At 72.0% G+C, this 17,595-nt stretch carries 17 protein-coding genes and 2 pseudogenes; 13 read left to right on the top strand and 6 right to left on the bottom strand.

Features of this window, described 5'->3' with window-relative positions; translation table 11 throughout:
• Window positions 1-7 precede the first annotated feature (7 nt).
• Both ATL41_RS06485 and ATL41_RS06480 read left to right on the top strand, forming a co-directional pair.
• Window positions 8-1,057: a D-2-hydroxyacid dehydrogenase gene (locus ATL41_RS06485; protein ID WP_098457747.1), complete on the top strand. Its 1,050-nt coding sequence runs from the start codon at window positions 8-10 to the stop codon at window positions 1,055-1,057.
• Window positions 1,054-1,836 (top strand): IclR family transcriptional regulator, encoded by a 783-nt coding sequence (locus ATL41_RS06480; protein WP_098457746.1) that lies wholly within the window; start codon window positions 1,054-1,056, stop codon window positions 1,834-1,836. Before ATL41_RS06485 ends, ATL41_RS06480 begins: the two co-directional genes overlap by 4 nt.
• 169 nt (window positions 1,837-2,005) lie before the next feature.
• On the opposite strand, the gene ATL41_RS06475 is transcribed toward ATL41_RS06480, so the two are convergent.
• On the bottom strand, window positions 2,006-3,007 hold the full coding sequence (locus ATL41_RS06475; RefSeq protein ID WP_098457745.1) for a DUF4862 family protein: 1,002 nt from the start codon (window positions 3,005-3,007) through the stop codon (window positions 2,006-2,008).
• Between the two features lie 317 nt (window positions 3,008-3,324).
• Here ATL41_RS06475 and ATL41_RS06470 point away from each other — a divergent pair, with 317 nt between their 5' ends.
• From ATL41_RS06470 to ATL41_RS06430, 9 genes are all read left to right on the top strand, one after another.
• A complete protein-coding gene (locus tag ATL41_RS06470) occupies window positions 3,325-4,338 on the top strand; it encodes a TRAP transporter substrate-binding protein (protein WP_098457744.1) in 1,014 nt (337 codons plus the stop codon).
• A 73-nt stretch (window positions 4,339-4,411) separates the two neighbouring features.
• Window positions 4,412-4,924, top strand: coding sequence for a TRAP transporter small permease (locus tag ATL41_RS06465; RefSeq protein WP_098457743.1), 513 nt, complete (start codon window positions 4,412-4,414; stop codon window positions 4,922-4,924).
• Window positions 4,921-6,228, top strand: coding sequence for a TRAP transporter large permease (locus tag ATL41_RS06460; protein ID WP_245854667.1), 1,308 nt, complete (start codon window positions 4,921-4,923; stop codon window positions 6,226-6,228). Before ATL41_RS06465 ends, ATL41_RS06460 begins: the two co-directional genes overlap by 4 nt.
• Window positions 6,229-6,255: 27 nt before the next feature.
• Complete coding sequence (gene kduI, locus ATL41_RS06455; RefSeq protein WP_098457742.1) at window positions 6,256-7,086, top strand: 5-dehydro-4-deoxy-D-glucuronate isomerase; 831 nt, start codon at window positions 6,256-6,258, stop codon at window positions 7,084-7,086.
• A 24-nt stretch (window positions 7,087-7,110) separates the two neighbouring features.
• Window positions 7,111-7,881: an IclR family transcriptional regulator gene (locus tag ATL41_RS06450; protein ID WP_098457741.1), complete on the top strand. Its 771-nt coding sequence runs from the start codon at window positions 7,111-7,113 to the stop codon at window positions 7,879-7,881.
• Between the two features lie 57 nt (window positions 7,882-7,938).
• Window positions 7,939-8,724, top strand: a complete 786-nt coding sequence (locus ATL41_RS06445) for an SDR family oxidoreductase (RefSeq protein ID WP_098457740.1) — start codon at window positions 7,939-7,941, stop codon at window positions 8,722-8,724.
• Between the two features lie 44 nt (window positions 8,725-8,768).
• Window positions 8,769-9,782: a C-terminal binding protein gene (locus tag ATL41_RS06440; RefSeq protein WP_098457739.1), complete on the top strand. Its 1,014-nt coding sequence runs from the start codon at window positions 8,769-8,771 to the stop codon at window positions 9,780-9,782.
• Entirely contained in the window at window positions 9,779-10,813 is a 1,035-nt protein-coding gene (locus ATL41_RS06435; protein ID WP_098457738.1) for a zinc-dependent alcohol dehydrogenase, read from the top strand. The genes ATL41_RS06440 and ATL41_RS06435 overlap by 4 nt, the downstream gene beginning before the upstream one ends.
• Window positions 10,810-11,574 (top strand): SDR family oxidoreductase, encoded by a 765-nt coding sequence (locus ATL41_RS06430; protein WP_098457737.1) that lies wholly within the window; start codon window positions 10,810-10,812, stop codon window positions 11,572-11,574. The genes ATL41_RS06435 and ATL41_RS06430 overlap by 4 nt, the downstream gene beginning before the upstream one ends.
• Window positions 11,575-11,636: 62 nt before the next feature.
• Here ATL41_RS06430 and ATL41_RS06425 read toward each other — a convergent pair whose 3' ends face one another.
• On the bottom strand, window positions 11,637-12,722 hold the full coding sequence (locus tag ATL41_RS06425; protein ID WP_098457736.1) for an aldo/keto reductase: 1,086 nt from the start codon (window positions 12,720-12,722) through the stop codon (window positions 11,637-11,639).
• A gap of 34 nt (window positions 12,723-12,756) precedes the next feature.
• Window positions 12,757-13,260, bottom strand: a complete 504-nt coding sequence (locus ATL41_RS06420; protein WP_245854666.1) for a GtrA family protein — start codon at window positions 13,258-13,260, stop codon at window positions 12,757-12,759.
• A 60-nt stretch (window positions 13,261-13,320) separates the two neighbouring features.
• On the opposite strand from ATL41_RS06420, the gene ATL41_RS06415 reads away from it, so the two are divergent.
• Together ATL41_RS06415 and ATL41_RS06410 are read left to right on the top strand one after the other, a co-directional pair.
• On the top strand, window positions 13,321-13,794 hold the full coding sequence (locus ATL41_RS06415) for a tRNA (cytidine(34)-2'-O)-methyltransferase (protein ID WP_098457735.1): 474 nt from the start codon (window positions 13,321-13,323) through the stop codon (window positions 13,792-13,794).
• Complete coding sequence (locus ATL41_RS06410) at window positions 13,794-14,405, top strand: histidine phosphatase family protein (RefSeq protein ID WP_098457734.1); 612 nt, start codon at window positions 13,794-13,796, stop codon at window positions 14,403-14,405. Before ATL41_RS06415 ends, ATL41_RS06410 begins: the two co-directional genes overlap by 1 nt.
• A 524-nt stretch (window positions 14,406-14,929) precedes the next feature.
• Here the strand turns inward: ATL41_RS06410 and ATL41_RS06405 are convergent.
• The 3 genes and pseudogenes from ATL41_RS06405 to ATL41_RS06395 form a co-directional block, all read right to left on the bottom strand.
• Window positions 14,930-15,193 (bottom strand): annotated as a pseudogene (locus tag ATL41_RS06405) (anti-sigma factor domain-containing protein); the annotation flags it as partial.
• A 609-nt stretch (window positions 15,194-15,802) separates the two neighbouring features.
• Window positions 15,803-16,300 (bottom strand): annotated as a pseudogene (locus ATL41_RS06400) (DUF4397 domain-containing protein); the annotation flags it as partial.
• A gap of 168 nt (window positions 16,301-16,468) precedes the next feature.
• A complete protein-coding gene (locus ATL41_RS06395; protein WP_098457732.1) occupies window positions 16,469-17,593 on the bottom strand; it encodes a sugar kinase in 1,125 nt (374 codons plus the stop codon).
• Window positions 17,594-17,595: the final 2 nt, after the last annotated feature.

The following is a 17,595-nucleotide window of genomic DNA, read 5'->3' as shown; positions in this document are numbered from 1 at the left end:
GTTCGACATGTCGAACGCGCTCCGCATGGTCCTGGCCACCCCGCTGCCGGAGGACCTGTGCGTCCAGCTCGAGCGCGACGTGCCGGGCCTCGATCTCGTGCGGGACCACTCGCTGCTCCCTCCCATGCGACACCCGGGGGACCACGACGGCGACCCGGCGTTCCGCAGGACGCCTGAGCAGCAGGCAGCCTTCGACGCGCTCGTCGACTCCGCCGAGGCGCTCTACGGCATCCCGGACGTGTCGCCGGCAGCGCTTGCCCGGACCGTCGCGGCGAACCCGCGGCTGCGCTGGGTCCAGACGATGGCGGCAGGCGGCGCGGCCCAGGTCGCGGCCGCAGGACTGCCCGAGGGGACGCTCGACCGGATCGCGTTCACGACCTCGGCCGGGGTGCACGGCGGGACGCTCGCCGAGTTCGCGCTGCTCGGCGTGCTTGCGGGCGCGAAGGACCTTCCGAAGCTGCAGGAGCACCAGCGGGCAGGCGAGTGGGCGCCGCGTTGGGCGATGGGGCAGGTGCACGAGCAGACGATCCTCGTCGTCGGGCTCGGGAGCATCGGACGCGACTGCGTTCGACTCTTCAGCGCCGTGGGGGCGACGGTGGTCGGCGCGAACCGATCCGAGGTCGACGTCCCGGGAGTCTCGCGCGTCGTCGGGCTCGACGAGCTGCCCGACGCCGTGGGGCAGGTCGACGCGATCGTCGTCACCCTGCCGGGCGCCCCGGGGACGAACGGCCTCGTCGACGACGCGGTGCTCGGCGCCGCGCGCCCGGGAGTCACGGTCGTCAACGTCGGCCGCGGGACCGTGATCGACGAGGAGGCGCTCGCCCGGGCGCTCGGATCAGGTCAGGTCGGCTTCGCGGCCCTCGACGTCGTCGCGCACGAGCCGCTCGACCGGTCGAGCCCGCTGTGGACGCACCCCCGGGTGTTGCTCAGTCCCCACACGGCCGCCCTGACCGACGCCGAGGACGCGCGCATCGCGCGGCTCGCCGCGGACAACGCGCGGCGACTGCTCGCAGGCGAGCCGCTGCGCAACCGAGTCCGACCGGAGGACCTCGCGTGAGCGTCCCTGCCGTCGCGCGCGCGGTCGCGCTGCTCGAGCTCCTCGCCGCCCAGCCCGGCGAGCCGCGCACGCTGAGCGAGCTGTCCCGCGCGCTCGACGCGCCCAAGTCGTCGACCTCCGCGCTGTGCGCGGAGCTCGAGGCGGCCGGCTACGTCGAGAAGGTCGACGGCGGCATGCGTCTCGGCCGGGCCACCGTCGCGCTCGGCGGGGCGTACGTCCGCCAGTTCGAGCCCGCGCGCGAGTTCGCCGCCGCCTGTCGGCGCGACCCTGTCCTTCGCGAGGAGGTGGTCCAGCTCGCCGTCCTCGACGAGATGATCACGGCAGGGCGGCGCGTCCCCGCCGTGCTGTACGTCGCACGGCACGAGGGGACCGCGCCGCTGCGTGTCTCCGCCTCCGTCGGCGACCGCCTCCCCGCGACGACGACCGCCGTCGGGCAGGTCATGCTCGCCTCGCTCGACGACGCCGGACGGGCCGCCGCGGTCCGTGCCGTCGCCGAGGCGTCGGGCGGGTCGGTCGTCGAGCGGATCCTCGAGGAAGAGCTCGAACGCACCCGTGAGCGCGGCTACGGTGTCGACGACGGACGGACCTTCGACCACGTCGTCGGCATCGCCGTCGCGGTGCCGGGCGCGCGAGGGGCGCGACCGTGCGCCGTCGGGGTCTCCATGCTCGACAGCTACGCCGACGCGGATCGACGCCAGGCCGTCGGCGAGTCGCTCCGGTGGCTCGCGCAGCGCCTGCGCGACCCGGCTCCTGAGCTCGCGGGCACGGCAGCCGGCTGACGGGGCGGCCCAGCGGTCGCAGGAGGGGCGTCGCTCAGCAGCCGGGCGACGGTTGCCGAGCGGGCGGTGGTAGCCGAACGGGCGGCGCTCAGGACGAAGGCGCGGTGCTCGGCCAGCAACCGGGCGGCGGTCGCAGGACGGCGCCGCTCAGCCGGAGAACGTGCGCCGCTCAGCCGGCGAACGCGCGGCGCACGAGGTCGAGCGACGCCTCGGCCAGGGCGACCCGTTCGGCGACGCTCGCGTCGAGCGGGCGCACCGACACCTTCGCGCCGACGTAGTCCAGCCCGTCCCCGGCCGCGGCGAACGTCGCGCGCGCCGCGTCGAGGTCGAGCGCCGACGCCGTCGACCCGGCGAGCGCCGGAGCCTCACCGCGGGGCGGGATGTGCCCGTCCGACCACGGCGCGCCCCACGCGGTTGCCTCAGGCGTCGCGCCCGACAGGATGACGCCGCGCAGCAGCCCCGCCTCCGCGGCCGCGCGCGCATGCTCGACCGGCGCCTGACCGCTGCGGTCCTCCAGTGCCGACCGGCCCCAGTTGAGCGACAGCCCGAGCGCCGCCGACCCGTCGTCGAGCGGCATCGCGCCCAGTTCGTCCGCGCGGCGCGCCGCCGCGATCTCGTCGACCACCGGGAAGAAGCCCTTCTCCGGCACCTGCCCCTCGACGAGCCGGTCGCAATGCTCGACGACGACCCGCGCGCCCAAGCCCCAGGAAGCGATCTCCACGAGCGACCGCGCGAACGCCTCCGACGAACCGGGTGCACCACCGCGCCCGTTCATCCCGTCGGGCCCCGGTGCAGAGTGCACCTCGATCGCAAGCACGCGGCGCCGACCCGACGCGTCGGCGAGCCGCAACGCGAAGTCGCGCACGACCGCGAGGTCCGCGAGCGCCGCCTGGCGACCGTCCTCGTCGCTCGACGCGAGCCCGTACGACGCGTCGCGGCCGAGACGCACCATCGTGCGGGGGATCGCCGTGACCACGAGGTCACGGTCCTCCGGCACCCGGGCACGGACCCAGTCGAGCTCGAGGCCGGGCAGGCCCTCGGCGACGAGCGGCAGCTCGTACGCGTCGAACGGGACGTCACCGAGCGCGTCGTAGAGCTCGCGCTCGGCGCGCCCGCCGTCCGTCTCAGGGGGCGGAGCGATCGCGTACGCACCGAGGGTCAGTGCAGGCATGGGCGGGTCGGTCGGCAAGGTTCCTCCATCGTCGCAGGTCACGCGGTGGGCCCGAGAGATCGGATGTCCTCACCGCTTCAACGATCTCAGGTCTCGAACTGATCTCGATGGAGGTGACGTGTTGACGCGGCGTGATCCGTCTGTCTTTACTTGTTCCACCCCCCGGAACTGAGTTCCACCGAAAGAAACAGATCGACACCGACGTCGATCTTCCGCACGACGAAGTACGGACATCGGAGCCCCCGCTCCCGCACAGCCTCCCCCGGGCATCACACCCGCTCATCTCCCCCCGATGAGCCGAACGAGGAGAAACCCCCATGCGACGGAACAAAGTCGTCTCGCTGATCGCTGCCGCAGGCATCGCGACCCTCGGCCTCACCGCTTGCTCCAGCTCGGACGACTCGTCGTCCGACTCCGGCTCGACGAAGACCTTCAAGGTCGCGTTCAACCAGAACTCCGCACACCCGCAGGCCAAGGCGATCGCCGAGATCGGCGAGAAGCTCAAGGAGCAGACGGGCGGCAAGTACGCCCTCGAGCTGTTCCCGGACGAGCTCCTCGGCGCCCAGGCCGAGACCATCGAGATGGTCCAGTCCGGTTCCGTCGAGATGGCCATCGTCGGTGGCTCGCTCCTCGAGAACTTCAACCCCGACTTCGCCGTCGTCAACCTGCCCTACCTGTACGAGTCGGCCGAGCACCAGATGAAGGTCCTCAACGACCCGGAGATCGTCGGCGACCTCTACTCGTCGATGGACGACAAGAACATCCACGTCCTCGCCTCGTACCACGGCGGCATCCGCAACGTGTACACGACCAAGGGCCCCGTCACGACGCCGGCCGACCTCAAGGGGCAGAAGATCCGCGTCATCGGATCCGACACCAACGTCCGGATGATGGAGCTCATGGGCGGCGTCGGCACCCCGATGGCCCAGGGCGAGGTCTACACCGCCATCCAGTCGGGCGTGCTCGACGGTGCCGAGAACAACGAGCTCATCTACTCCGACCTCGCGCACGCCGAGATCGCGGGCTTCTACTCCTACACGAAGCACCTGATGATGCCCGACACGCTCATCATCAACCCCAAGGTCCTCGCCGACATGGACGAGGAGTCCCGCAAGGTCCTGACCGACGCCGTCGCCGCGTCGGTCGACACCGAGCTCTCCCTCTTCCAGGAGGGCGTCGAGGCTGCGAAGGCCAAGGCAGAGGCTGCCGGCGCCAAGTTCAACGACGCCGACGTCGAGGCCTTCCGCACCGCCGTCCTGCCCCTCCACGAGGAGCGCCTGACGACGGACGTGACCAAGGCGATCTACGACAAGATCGAAGCCGCGCGCTGACCGGACCCGCTGAAAGGCCCGTGCCGCCGTCCCCCGGCGGCGGCACGGGCCGCCGGAAGGAAGCACCCACCCCATGACGAGAGTCAAGAGATACCTCGACGTCGTCCTCAAGACGATCTGCGTGAGCCTGTTCGCGCTGCTGGTGATCCTCGTGAGCTGGCAGGTCATCACCCGCCTCGTGCTCAACAACCCGAGCGTCTGGACCGAGGAGGCAGCCCGCTACGTCTTCATCTGGCTCAGCCTCATCGGCATCTCTATCGCGACCGGGGAGAAGGCCGACGTCTGCATCGACTTCCTCGTCCGGAAGGTGCCCGTCTTCTGGCAGCGCTGGGTCGAGGTCCTCGCCTACCTGTGCACCCTGTCCTTCGCCACGATCGTCATGGTCTGGGGCGGCTGGGACAACGCGATGCTCACGTGGGACCAGAAGAACCCCGTCCTGCCGCTCAACGCAGGCGTCCTGTACCTGGCGGTGCCCGTCTCCGGCGCGCTGCTCACCCTCTACCTCCTCTTCCACCTGGTCCGTACGCTCTCGCCGAGCTACACCGGGGTCGAGGAGATCGCACCCGAGGACGAGGTGGAACTGTGACCGACGCAGCAACGATCGGGTTCGTGCTCCTGGGCGGCATGGCCCTCCTCCTGGCGATCGGCGCGCCGGTCTCCATCTCGATCGCCCTCCCGTCGGCGGTCTGCATGGTCCTCGTCCTCGGCTGGGACAACGGGATCCTCACGTCGGCCCAGCGCATGTTCAAGGGCGTCGACTCCTTCCCCCTGCTCGCCATCCCGTTCTTCGTCCTGGCCGGTCAGATCATGAACAACGGCGGCATCGCCGCCAGGCTCATCAACCTCGCGAAGGTCATGGTCGGCAAGACGCCCGGCCCCCTCACGCAGACGAACGTCATGGCGAACATGCTCTTCGGGGCGATCTCTGGCTCCGCGGTCGCCGCCGCGGCCGCTGTCGGCACGACCATGTCGCCGATGCAGAAGAAGGAGGGCTACGACAAGGCCTTCTCTGCCGCCGCGAACGTCGCGTCCGCCCCCGCAGGCATGCTCATCCCCCCGAGCAACACGCTCATCGTCTTCGCGCTCGCCTCGGGCGGCACGTCGATCGGTGCGCTGTTCATGGCCGGCTACATCCCGGGCATCCTCTGGGCCCTGTCGTGCGCCGTCGTCGTGTGGTGGTACGCCCGCAAGCGCCCCGAGCTCAACGCGACGTCCTGGACGCCGTTCCCCGTCGTCGTCAAGACGTTCCTCCAGGCGCTCCCGTCGCTCACGCTCGTCGTCATCGTCATCGGCGGCATCGTCGCCGGGAAGTTCACGCCGACCGAGGGCTCCGCGGTCGCCGTCGTCTACGCCCTGCTGCTGTCGTTCCTCTACCGGGCGATCAAGGTCTCCGACCTGCCGCACATCCTGTACACCGCGTGCCGCACGAGCTCCGTCGTCATCTTCCTCATCGGCGTCTCGTCGATCATGAGCTGGGTCATGAGCTTCACCAAGATCCCGCAGCTCATGGCAGAGTCCCTCTTCGGCTGGACCGACTCCAAGGTCGTCGTGCTGCTGATCATGATGGTCCTGCTGCTCATCATCGGCATCCCGCTCGACCCGACCCCGGCGATCCTCATCTTCACGCCGATCTTCCTGCCGATCGCGATCGACTTCGGGATCCACCCGGTGCACTTCGGCATCATGATGGTCTTCAACCTGTCGATCGCGGTGATCTCGCCGCCGTCAGCCCCCGTGCTCTTCGTCGGGGCGCAGGTCGCCGGAGCACGGCTCGAGGCGGTCATCGCCCGGCTGATGCCGTTCTTCCTCGTGCTGATCGCCGTCCTCTTCCTCGTCGTGTTCGTGCCCGAGCTCTCGCTCTGGCTGCCCCGCCTCACCGGCCTGATCTAGTCGCTCACAGGCGCAGAAGGAACAGTCATGGAACAGCGTTACGCCACCAGCCCCGAGCACGTCCCCGGCATGGACACCGCAGAGCTGCGACGCCGCTACCTCGTGCAGGACCTCTTCCGACCCGACGAGGTCGGTGCCGTCTACACGCACCACGACCGCGTCGTGCTGCTCGGCGTCACCCCTGTCAGCAGGCCGCTCGACCTGCCGACGTTCCCCGAGATTCGCTCGGAGTTCTTCCTCGAGCACCGCGAGGCCGGCGTCATCAACGTCGGCGGGACCGGCACGGTCACGGCCGACGGCGCGACGTACACCCTCACGAAGGGCTCGTGCCTCTACGTCGGCCGCGGCGTCCAGGGCGTGACCTTCGCGTCCGAGGACGGCGCCGACCCCGCCGCGTTCTACGTCATGAGCGCGCCCGCCCACACGGCCTACCCGACGACGCTCGTCGAGGCCGGCCAGGGCAACGTCCGCGAGCTCGGCGACCAGCTCACGTCCAACCGTCGCACGCTCAACCAGTACATCCACGAGAACGGCGTGAAGTCCTGCCAGATCGTCATGGGCGTCACCACGCTGCACCCCGGCAGCATGTGGAACACCATGCCGGCGCACACGCACGACCGTCGCATGGAGGCCTACCTCTACTTCGACCTCCCCGAGGACGCGCGCGTCATCCACCTCCTCGGCGAGCCGACCGAGACACGCCACCTCGTCGTCGCGAACCGCGAGGCGATCATCGCCCCGAGCTGGTCCGTCCACTCCGGCGTCGGGACGGCGTCGTACTCCTTCGTGTGGGGCATGGCGGGCGAGAATCAGTCCTTCGACGACATGGACGGCTTCGCCGTCGCCGACATGCGCTGATCAGCGAGAAGACAGGACGACGACATGACCGAGACGACGGCGCGCCCCGCGAGCGCGAACGCGAGCGAGAAGACCCTTCTCGTCCTCGAGGCCGCGCTGCGCCACGACCGCTTCACCGACATCGTCGAGGCGACCGGTCTGGCCAAGGCGACAGCGCACCGCATCCTCGCGACCTTGCAGGACCACCAGTTCATCCTGGTCGACCGGGAGGGGCGCTTCCAGCCCGGCCCGAAGATCCTCACGCTCGCGGGCCGCGCCCTCGAGAACATCGACATCTCCTCGATCGCGCGCCCGCACGTCGAGGCGCTCGTCGCGGACGTGCACTGCACTGTGCACGTCGGCGTCGCGGCGAGCGACGAGATCGTCTACCTGGTGCGCACCGACTCGGACAAGCCCTACCAGATGCCCTCGCGGGTCGGGCACGCGATCCCGATGCACTCGTCCGGCATCGGCAAGGCCGTGCTGGCGGACTGGACGGACGAGGAGGTCGAGCGGTTCGTCGCGCGCGCCGGCCTCGTGCGCCGCACCGACCGCACGATCACGACGCTCGACGGTCTCAAGGCCGAGATCGCGGACGTCAGGGCCAAGGGCTACGCCCGCGACCGCGAGGAGAACGTGCCCGGCGTCGTGTGCGTCGCCGCCCCGATCCGCGACCACACAGGCCGCGTCAAGTACGGCCTGTCGATCTCCTCGATCGCCGTCGAGCACGACGAGGCGCAGATGGAGGCGATGGCGCCCAGGGCCGTCGCGGCCGCCGACGCCATCTCCGCCGCGCTCGGCTACCGCCCCCGCTGAACCGTCCGGCTGCCGCGGCCCCCGCCGTGGCGCACCGCCCGAACGAGAGATACCCCCATGAGCACCAGCACCGTCCCCGCCTACCTCACCGACCTCTTCTCCCTGGAGGGGCAGCTCGCCGTCGTGACCGGCGCGAGCCAGGGGATCGGGCTCGCGATCGCGACGACCCTCGCGAGGGCAGGTGCCGACGTCGTCGGCATCTCCCACTCGATGCCGCTCGGCGACTCCGAGGTCCGCACCGCCGTCGAGGCGGCGGGGCGTGAGTTCACGCCCCTCGCCGCCGACTTCTCCGACCGCGGCGCCGTCGCGGCGCTCGCAGACCAGCTCGCCGGGCTGCCCGTGGACATCCTCGTGAACAACGGCGGCACGATCCGCCGTGCTCCCGCCGCCGAGCACCCGGACGAGGACTTCGACCACGTCGTCGACGTCAACCTGCGCTCGGCATGGGTGCTCTCCCGCGAGGTCGGCCGCGCGATGATCGAGCGCGGCAGCGGCAAGATCATCAACACCGCGTCGATGCTCTCGTTCCAGGGCGGCATCAACGTCCCCGGGTACACGTCGTCGAAGTCTGCGATCGCGGGCCTGACGAAGGCGCTCGCGAACGAGTGGGCGAGCAAGGGCCTCAACGTCAACGCCGTCGCCCCCGGGTACGTCGCGACCGCGAACACGCAGCAGCTGCGCGACGACGCGGGCCGCTCTGAGGAGATCCTCGCCCGCATCCCGGCCGGTCGCTGGGCGGAGCCCGACGACATCGCGGGGGCCGTCCTGTTCCTCGCGTCGCGCGCGGCGTCGTACGTCAACGGGGCGATCGTCCCCGTCGACGGCGGCTGGCTCGCCCGCTGACCGCCGCACCCGCCCGCCCCAGCACCGACGCACCGGGAGACACCGTGCAGATCACCACCACCGAGTGCGACCACGACTCGTTCGCGCCCGAGCAGGCCGTCGCCGACGCCGCAGGTGCGACCTTGACGGTCCGCCAGGCGTTCGACGACGACGCGATCGTCGAGGCGTGCGCCGACGCCGACGGGATCCTCGTCCAGTACGCGCGCATCACGGGTGAGCTCATGGACCGGCTGCCGCGGCTGCGGGTCGTCGGGCGGTACGGGGTCGGAGTCGACTCGGTCGACATCCCCGCGGCGACCGAGCGCGGCATCGCGGTGTGCAACGTGCCCGACTACGGGACCGAGTCCGTCTCCGACCATGCGATCGGGCTCACGCTCGCCGTCGCGCGCGGCATCCCGCGGCTCGACCGCGGCCTGCGCGCCGGAGCGTTCGACCTGCCTGCCGTCCGCCCGCTCTACCAGACGCGCGCCCGCGTCTTCGGCGTGCTCGGCCTCGGCCTCATCGGCACGGCGACCGCCCGCAAGGCGGCCGGCCTCGGCTACGAGGTCATCGGGTACGACGCCGCGGCGCCCGACGGCGCGACCGAGTTCCGCGGCGTGACGCACGTGAGCCTCGACGAGCTGCTCGAGCGCTCGCAGGTGCTGTCGGTCCACACGCCGCTGACCGACGAGACGCGCGGCATGATCGGCGCTGCCGAGCTCGCGCGGATGCGCGACGACGCGATCGTCGTCAACACCGCCCGCGGCGGCGTGATCGACACGGACGCCCTCGTCGACGCGCTGCGCGCCGGCGCGCTCGGCGGCGCCGGCATCGACTGCCACGAGACCGAGCCGCTGCCCGCCGACCACCCGCTCACCACGTTCGACAACGTCGTCCTCACGCCGCACCTCGCCTGGTACACCGAGGAGTCGTACGACGAGCTCAAGCGCCGCACGATCGAGAACGTCGTCGACGTCTGCTCGGACCGTGCGCCGCGCAACATCGTCAACCCCGAGGTCCTCGGGGCACCCGGGCGCAACGCCACGTGCGCCCCTGCACGCGAAGGAGCGCAGCGATGACCACCATGAAGGCAGCAGTCTGGACCGCCACGGACACGGCAGAGGTCCAGGATCTCCCGCTCCCCGAGGTCCCCGACGGCTGGGCGCTCGTCCGCGTCGCGTACAACGGCATCTGCGGGACCGACCTGTCGATCTACCACGGCAAGCACCCGCGCGCGCAGCACGGGCTCGTCCCCGGTCACGAGATGTCCGGCTGGATCGAGCAGCCAGGCGACAGCGGGCTCGACGTCGGTCAGCTCGTCGTGGTCGAGCCGCTCATCTCGTGCGGCGAGTGCCGCGCCTGCACGACCGGCAGCGCGCACGTCTGCAACGCCCTCGGCCTCTACGGCATCGACGCGCCCGGCGGCATGGCTCCCTACGTCGCGCTCCCGCCGCGCGTCCTGCACGCGGTCCCCGCGAGCGTCGACCCGCGCACGGCCGCGCTCGCGGAGCCGCTCGCCGTCGCCGTGCACGCCGTCGACCTGTCCGGGATGGAGCGCGGCGATACGGTCGCCGTGTTCGGCGCCGGGCCGATCGGCCTGCTCACGGCGCTCGTCGCGCGCCACGAGGGCGCGGGCCGCGTCGTCGTGACCGAGCCGAGCGCGTGGCGCCGCGAGGTCGCCGCCGGCATGGGCTTCGACGTCGTCCCCGAGGGCACGACGATGACCGAGCACCTCGCGCAGCTCACGGGCGGCGAGGGCGCGGACACGACGTTCGACTCCGCCGCGCACCCGTCCGTCGCCGCGGAGCTCACCGCCGCGACGCGCGTCCTCGGCCGAATCGTCATCGTCGGCGTCTACAAGCAGCCGACGCCGCTCGACCTGCAGGCCGTCTGCTTCAAGGAGCAGTCCCTCCAGGGCGTGCGCGTCTACACGACGGCCGACGTCGTCCGCGCGATCGAGCTCATAGCGTCCGGCGAGCTCGGGCTCGAGCGCTTCCCGACGCGCGCCTATCCGCTCGACCAGGTCAACGAGGCGTTCGACGCCGCGACCACGGGCGCCGACGCCCTCAAGGTCCTCGTGACCCCCCTGACGGACGGAGCCGACGCATGAGCACCCCCAACCCCGCCTTCGACCTCACGGGACGCACCGCCGTCGTGACCGGCGGCGGCCGCGGCCTGGGCCTCGGCATGTCGAAGGCGCTCCTCGACGCGGGGGCCGACGTCGTCGTCCTCGCCCGCGGCGGGGTCCCCACCGAGCTCGAGGCGTACGCGGCCGAGCGCGGCCGCACCGTCTCGTTCTTCCGCGTCGACCTCGCAGACCCCGCGTCGATCGACGCGGTCGCCGCCGAGGTGCTCGCCGCGCACACTGTCGACATCCTCGTCAACAACGCCGGCACGCAGGACCGCTACCCGGCGGCAGACTTCCCGCTCGACGCGTGGGACGCCGTCATCGACGTCAACCTGCGCGCCGTCTTCCAGCTCTGCCAGCTCTTCGGCCGGCCCATGCTCGAGCGCGGCGACGGGAAGATCATCAACACGGCCTCCCTGCTCACCTTCCAGGGCGGCCTCAACGTCGCCGCCTACGCGGCGTCGAAGGGCGCGGTCGGCCAGCTGACGAAGGCGCTGTGCAACGAGTGGTCGGGCAAGGGCGTCAACGTCAACGCGGTCGCCCCTGGCTACATGGCGACCGACATGAACGAGGCGCTCCTCGCCGACCCGGTCCGCCTCGAGCAGCTCTCCGTGCGCATCCCCGCCGGACGGTGGGGCACGCCCGAGGACATGGGCGGCGTCGTCGTCTTCCTCGCGAGCCCCGCCGCGCAGTACGTGCACGGCCAGGTCATCGCCGTCGACGGCGGCTGGATGGCCCGCTAGCACGACGAGAAGAGGCCCTGCACACCGCGGTGTGCAGGGCCTCTTCTCGTCTGCGGGTCGGTTCAGACCGTGCCGTGCACCGCGAGCGGCTCGATCGCCGCGAGCTCGTCCGCGGTCAGCGGCGGCGCCTCGAGCGCCGCGACGTTGTCCTCGAGCTGTGCGACGCTGCTCGCGCCGATCAGCGCGGACGTCACGCGCTCGTCGCGCAGCACCCAGCTCAGCGCGAGCTGCGCGAGGCTCTGACCGCGCCCCGCCGCGATCTCGGCGAGCGCCCGCGCCCGCTCGAGGTACGTCGGCGAGATGCGCTCAGGCTTGAGGAAGTGCCCGACGGACGCACGCGAGCCCGCGGGCACCTCGCCCGAGAGGTAGCGGTCGGTCAGCAGGCCCTGGTGCAGCGGCGAGAAGACGATCATCCCGAGGCCGAGGTCGCCGACCGTGTCGAGCAGCGACTCGCCCGTCGGCTCGGGCGCGAACACCGCACCCGAGGCGACGGCGTCCGCGTCGGCCGTGGAACCGGCGTCGGGCAGCTCGACGTGCCGGTTGAACATCGAGTAGCTCGGCTGGTGGATGAGCAGGGGCGTGCCCAGGTCAGCGAGGACGCGCTGCGCCTCGCGGGTCTGCGCGGGCGTGTAGCTCGAGATGCCCGCGTACAGCGCGCGTCCGCTCGTCACGGCCGTGTGCAGGGCGCCCATCGTCTCCTCGATCGGCACCGACGGGTCGGGGCGGTGCGAGTAGAAGATGTCGACGTAGTCGAGTCCCATGCGCTTGAGCGACTGGTCGAGCGAGGACAGCAGGTACTTGCGGCTGCCGCCGTCGCCGTACGGGCCGGGCCACATGTCGTAGCCGGCCTTCGAGGAGATGACGATCTCGTCGCGGAACGGGCGCAGGTCGGCTGTGAGGTGCCGGCCGAAGTTCTCCTCGGCGGAGCCGTACGGCGGGCCGTAGTTGTTCGCGAGGTCGAAGTGCGTGATGCCGAGGTCGAACGCGCGGCGCAGGATCGCGCGCTGCTCGTCGAACGGCTTGGTGTCACCGAAGTTGTGCCACAGCCCGAGCGACAGCGCGGGCAGGTCGAGCCCGGAGCGGCCGCAGCGGCGGAAGGTGGCGTTCGCGTAGCGCGAGGGGTCTGGCGTGTAGGACAGCGTCGTCATCCGCCCAGGCTACGGCCCCTGCGGGCCGTCGCCGTCAGCGCGGCGCCGCGAAGACGAGGTGCCGGTACGCGAAGTAGCGGAACACGTTCGCGAGCGCGAGCCCGACGACGTTCGCCGCGACGTTCTCCGCGAGCGGGGACGTCAGCCCGAGGACGTCGGTCGTCACGACGAGGCACAGCAGGGAGATCGCCATGCCGAGGCCGTTGACGACGAGGAAGCTGAACGCCTCGCGCGCCGGCTGGTCGGTGCGGCGGTCCGCGAACGTCCAGTGCCGCGACCCGAGCCACGAGACGGCCGTCGCGAGCACGACGGCGATGACCTTCGCCCACAGGGCGGACACGTGCGGGGAGCCGCCGGGCCCGAAGCGCAGGAGGTTGTAGACGCCGAGGTCCACGAAGAAGGCGATCGTCCCGACCGCGCCGAAGCGGCCGACCTCGGCCAGCCGCGCGAGGATCGCGGCGCCGCGGGAGGGGAGGAGGACTGCCGTCGCGGGGGTCTCGGAAGGCTCGATGACCGAGGAGGCGAGGGCAGACGTCACATGATTTTCTATCACACGGGAACCCGCCCTCGGGGACCGGTTGCGTCACACCGTGGGACCATGGAAGGCGTGCCTGTCATCGCCTTCTTCGAGCCCCGCATCCCGCAGAACACCGGCAACGCGATCCGCCTGTCCGCGGTGACCGGAGCGCCGCTCCACCTGATCGAGCCGCTCGGCTTCGACCTCTCGGAGCCCAAGCTGCGCCGCGCCGGGCTCGACTACCACGACCTCGCGAACGTCGTCGTCCACCCGGACCTCGACGCGGCCGTCGCCGCGTGGGGCGACGCGCGGGTCCTCGCCTTCACGACGCACGCGACGCAGCGCTTCACGGATGTCGAGTACCGGGACGACGACGTCCTCCTCTTCGGCCCCGAGCCCACCGGGCTGCCCGACGAGGTGCTCGCGCACCCCGCGATCAGCGCGCAGCTGCGCATCCCGATGCTCCCGCAGCGTCGCTCGCTCAACCTCACGAGCTCGGCGTCCATCGCGATCTACGAGGCGTGGCGCCAGGCCGGCTTCCCCGGGGGCGAGTGATGACGACCCTCCTGCTCGTGCGGCACGGCCAGACCGTGTGGCACGAGGGCAACCGCTATGCGGGCTCGTCGGACGTGCCGCTGACCGACGTCGGGCACGAGCAGGCGCAAGCCCTCGCCCGGTGGGCGGCGACGGCCCGGCTCGACGCCGTGTGGTCGTCGACGCTGCAGCGCGCCGTCGACACCGCCGCGCCCGCAGCCGAGGCCGCGGGACTCGAGCTGCGTACCGACGCGCGACTCGTCGAGGTCGCGTTCGGCAAGGGCGAAGGGCTCACGCGCAGCGAGATGGGCGTCGTCTTCCCCGACGCGGTCGACGCGTTCCTGCGCTCGCCCGCGTCCGTGCCGCTGCCCGGCGGAGAGCGCGGCTACGACGCGATCGCCCGTGCCGCCGCGGCCTTCCGCGAGATCTGCGCGGAGCAGCCCGACGGACGGGTGCTCGTCGTCGCGCACTCCACGCTGCTGCGGCTCGTGCTGTGCGCCCTGCTCGGGATCGACCCCGAGACCTACCGGCAGGTCTTCCCGAACCTGCGCAACGCGACCGTCACGACGGTCGACCTCGCTGGCGACGGCGCGGCAGCGCTCGACTCGTACAACGTCCCGCTCCCGGCCTGACGCACGCCGCGGCGCCGGCGGGGGGCACCCGCCCGCGCCTCGGCCCCGCAACCTCCGCACCTGGCAGCGCCACCCCGCGGCGAACCCGAGGTAGGCCCGTTCCCCGCGAGGTAGGGGCGTGCATCTGAGGTAGGGCCTTGCAAGGCCCTGTTCGGCGTGGACGGCCCTACCTCGCGTGGGAAGGGCTACATCGGCGTCATCCGTGCGGGGCCGACCGTTCCGTGCGGGCCGCCCGCCGCCAGCACGGGGTGACGACCGTTCCGTCCCGACCGCCCGCCGCGAGCACGGGGTGACGACCGTTCCGTCCCGACCGCCCGCCGCGAGCACGGGGTGCTGGCCGTTCCGTGCCGACCGCCCGCCGCGAGCACGGGGTGCTGGCCGTTCCGCGCCGGCCGTTCCCCGCGAGGTAGGGGGATGCGTGCGAGGTAGGGCCGTGCACGGCCCTACGTCGGGTGGCGAGCCCTACGTCGAGAACAAGGGCCTACCTGGGCAAGCAAGCGTGGAGCGCCGCGAGTGCGCCGGGCTCAGGCCTGGTTGGGCTGCAGTGGGCCGCGGACGATCGAGTCACCCGAGTGCGCCGGGTCGCCGTCGAAGTGCTCCTCCGAGACGTCGACGAGCGAGAACTTCTCGAGGTCGAGGCCTGCCGGGATGTCGAAGCGGCCCTCCTGCCCCTGGAGCACGCCGAGGCTCACGAGGCCCGACAGGTCGGACGCGATGAGCCACACCTCGCGGTAGCCGTCCGCGCTCGTCGGCGCGTCGAGGTCGATCACGACCTGGCGGTGCCCGTCGACCTCCTTGACCTTCGCCTCGACCGTCCGCGGGGGCGGGGCCGTACCGGTACCAGCCGGCCCGGTCGCCGTCCTCGGGGATGGTCATGGTCCCGTCGGGCTCGACGCCGACGGCGTCGACGGCCATCGAGATGTCGAGGTCCTTGATCTTCAGGGACTGCGGAGCGGGAGCGGGGGCGTCGGGGACGCCGGTCGCCGAGGCCACCGGGATGTCCGGCACGGCGGGAGCGCGCGATGGCGCAGGCGTCGCGGGAGCCGTCGTGGCGACGGCGGTGGGCACCTGGGTGGGACCGGCGTCCGGCGTCGTGCCGTCCGAGCATGCGGCGAGCGCGAGCCCCGCCGCGACGACGAGAGCTGCGGCAGCCCGGGGCGTGCGGCCCCGGGCCCCCGCGGGTCCGGCGCCCCGCGCCGCTCCGAGGAGCGGGCGGGACGCCGGCCGGGGTGCACCGTGGGCCGGGAGCGAGAGGAGAGCTCGTCCGGTCGGGTGCACGGTCGACCGTCCCGTCAGCGCTGGGCGCGGGCGGTCGCGGCGGAGGAGCGACGCGCGAGCGCGGCGCCACCGGCGGCGAGGAGGAGCAGGCCGCCGCCGATCGCGAGCGGGCTGACGCCCTGGTCGCTCTCGGCCGCGAGGTCGGAGATGACGGCGTCGCCACCCGCGAGGACGTCGACGGCCGGTGCGGCGGCGACGTGGCGGACGGTGAGGCGGCCCTCGCCGGCCTCGGTCTTGGAGGTGTCGTTCGTGAAGAGCGACGCGGTCGGGTTGCCGTCGGCGTCGAGGTGCGCGGCCGCGGTGTAGCTCTTGCCGCTGTCGAGCGTGAGGTCGACGGGGCCGATCGCTGCGTCGCTCGCGTCGGTCGCGTCCGCGGCGGTGATCGCGACGGAGTAGGTGCCGGCCGGGAGCTCGAGCGGGCCGGCGAGGTCGCCGGGCTTGAAGTCGTCGAGGGTGAGCTCGCCGTCGACCCAGACGTCGACCGTGAGGTCCGGGACGCCGTGCAGGACGGACAGGGTGGCGTCGCCGTCGGCGGCCTGGGCGGGGAGGGCGCCGAGGGTGACCAGGGCTGCGGCTGCGCCGGTCGCGAGGAATGCTGCGCGCTTGGTGGTTCGCATGACTGCTCCTGAGGTGCGAGGCCGAGTCGTGGTCGACCCGTCGGGTGTGATTGACACCCACTGCTTCTGGCGGGAGTGCCCTCGCGGATGCACCTGGGACGGAAGAAGTTCAGCGAACCCCGTGGTCGACGCGTCTGCGCAGGTCAGACGCGTCGACCGGGGTGAAGATCAACGGTCGACGCGCGCCCCGCCGCCGCCGGCGAGCTTGAGGACCTCGGCCTTGGTGACCATCGTCGTGTCGCCCGGGGTGGTCATCGCGAGGGCTCCGTGCGCGGCGCCGTACTCGACGGCGGTCTGCAGCGGCTGCCCGTCGAGCAGCCCGTAGATGAGGCCGGACGCGAACGAGTCGCCGCCGCCGACGCGGTCGAGGATCTCGAGGCGCTCGCGGTGGGTGGCCTGCACGACGCCGGTCGCGCGTGACCAGGCGATCGCACCCCAGTCGTTGATCGAGGCGGTGTGCACGGTCCGCATGGTGGTGCCGATGACCTTGAAGTTCGGGAAGGCCGCGGCGGCCTGCTCGATCATGGCGGCGAACTTGTCGACCTCGAGCGACGACAGGTTCTCGTCGACGCCCTCGACCTCGAAGCCGAGCGAGGCGGTGAAGTCCTCCTCGTTGCCGATCATGACGTCGATGTGCTGGGCGATCTCTCGGTTGACCTCCTGCGCCTTGGCCTGCCCCCCGATCGCCTTCCACAGGCTGGGGCGGTAGTTCAGGTCGTAGGAGACGACGGTGCCGTGCTTCTTCGCGGCGGTGACGGCGGCGATGACGGTCTCGGCGGACGTCTCGGAGAGCGCGGCGTAGATGCCTCCGGTGTGCAGCCAGCGCACGCCGTGGTCGCCGAAGAGCTTGTCCCAGTCGACGTCCTCGGCGCGGAGCTGGGAGGCGGCGGTGTTGCCGCGGTCGGAGACGCCGACGGCGCCGCGCACGCCGAAGCCGCGCTCGGTGAAGTTGAGGCCGTTGCGCACGCCGCGACCGATCCCGTCGTAGGGCACCCACCGGACGAACTCGGTGTCGAGCCCGCCCTGGAGGATGAAGTCCTCGACGAGGCGCCCGATCTCGTTGTCGGCGAGCGCCGTGACGACGGCGCCGCGCAGGCCGAAGGCACGACGCAGGCCGCGGGTGACGTTGTACTCGCCGCCGCCCTCCCAGGCGCGGAAGGAGCGGGCGGTGCGGATGCGGCCCTCGCCCGGGTCGAGGCGGAGCATGACCTCGCCGAGGGAGACGGCGTCGTAGCGGCACTCGGAGGCGGGGCGCAGGTTCAGGGCGGCGACCTCGGCGGGGATCTGGGACATCG

Source organism: Flavimobilis soli, from assembly GCF_002564025.1.
Classification (GTDB): domain Bacteria; phylum Actinomycetota; class Actinomycetes; order Actinomycetales; family Cellulomonadaceae; genus Flavimobilis; species Flavimobilis soli.
Note: the sequence above shows the minus strand (reverse complement) of the source record. Positions and strands in the feature narration are given on the sequence as shown.